Origin of the sequence: uncultured Algibacter sp. (genome assembly GCF_947487605.1) — a bacterium.
GTDB lineage: Bacteria > Bacteroidota > Bacteroidia > Flavobacteriales > Flavobacteriaceae > Algibacter_D.
The window spans coordinates 1-782 of record NZ_CANKXK010000058.1; the positions used below are offsets into that span (position 1 = coordinate 1).

Annotated in this window: 1 protein-coding gene; it reads right to left on the reverse strand. The window is 33.9% G+C overall.

Features of this window, described 5'->3' with window-relative positions:
* Positions 1 to 220: 220 nt before the first annotated feature.
* Positions 221 to 661: a hypothetical protein gene (locus Q0739_RS14920; RefSeq protein ID WP_298239534.1), complete on the reverse strand. Its 441-nt coding sequence runs from the start codon at positions 659 to 661 to the stop codon at positions 221 to 223.
* Positions 662 to 782: the final 121 nt, after the last annotated feature.

Consider the following 782-nt stretch of genomic DNA (forward strand, 5'->3'; position numbering starts at 1 on the left):
ATACTTGTTTGTCGCAAATATAATAAAAAAGTTACCAAAACGGTAATAAATTTTTTCTTTTCAGCTTGTTGCCAACGGTTGGGCTATGGTTTCGTTGCGGAATCGTCCGCGAGGACTATTCCGAGAAAACCTAAGCCATCATTGCAAGATAAGAATTTCCGATTAGGAAATTCAGCAGCAATGAACTATAGGCATTGTTGTGTATAGTGCTTAATTTGATTTAATTTATTCGAGTATATACAAATCGATAAACAACGACATTTCCATTCCCATCTGTATCAGAATCTTCGAAAGTCACGGTGTTTTTATCATTCTCAAAAGTCACTACGTCAGAGAAAGTAAATCCGTTTTGTGTAAATTCATAAGTTCCATCACTTAATTTTTCCCAAGTCATATTTACCGTGTCTACTACAACGCAATTTCCTGAATTGTCTGTTCCGTAATATAAGTCAGTTCTATTCCCAGCTTGAGTAAACTCAATTGTAGATGGGCTACAATCATTTACTGTGATTTGTGTGTCATTTTCAAATTGAGTAGAGTATTCCCAAGTTCCGATTAGAGGGTCAGTTTGATTTTCAGTATTTCCACTATCATCGCTACTACAAGATGTTAAAATAATTAATGACAGAATTAAGGTTAAGTTCGTAAGTAAGTTTTTCATTATTAAATTTTGATTTTCAATTAGTTCTGGTTTTATCGCATTATACACAACGTTTATGTATAAGATTAGTGCGGTTTTGTGTGCGAGGATTTTCCGCAGGAAAATCAGATGTAACAAAACA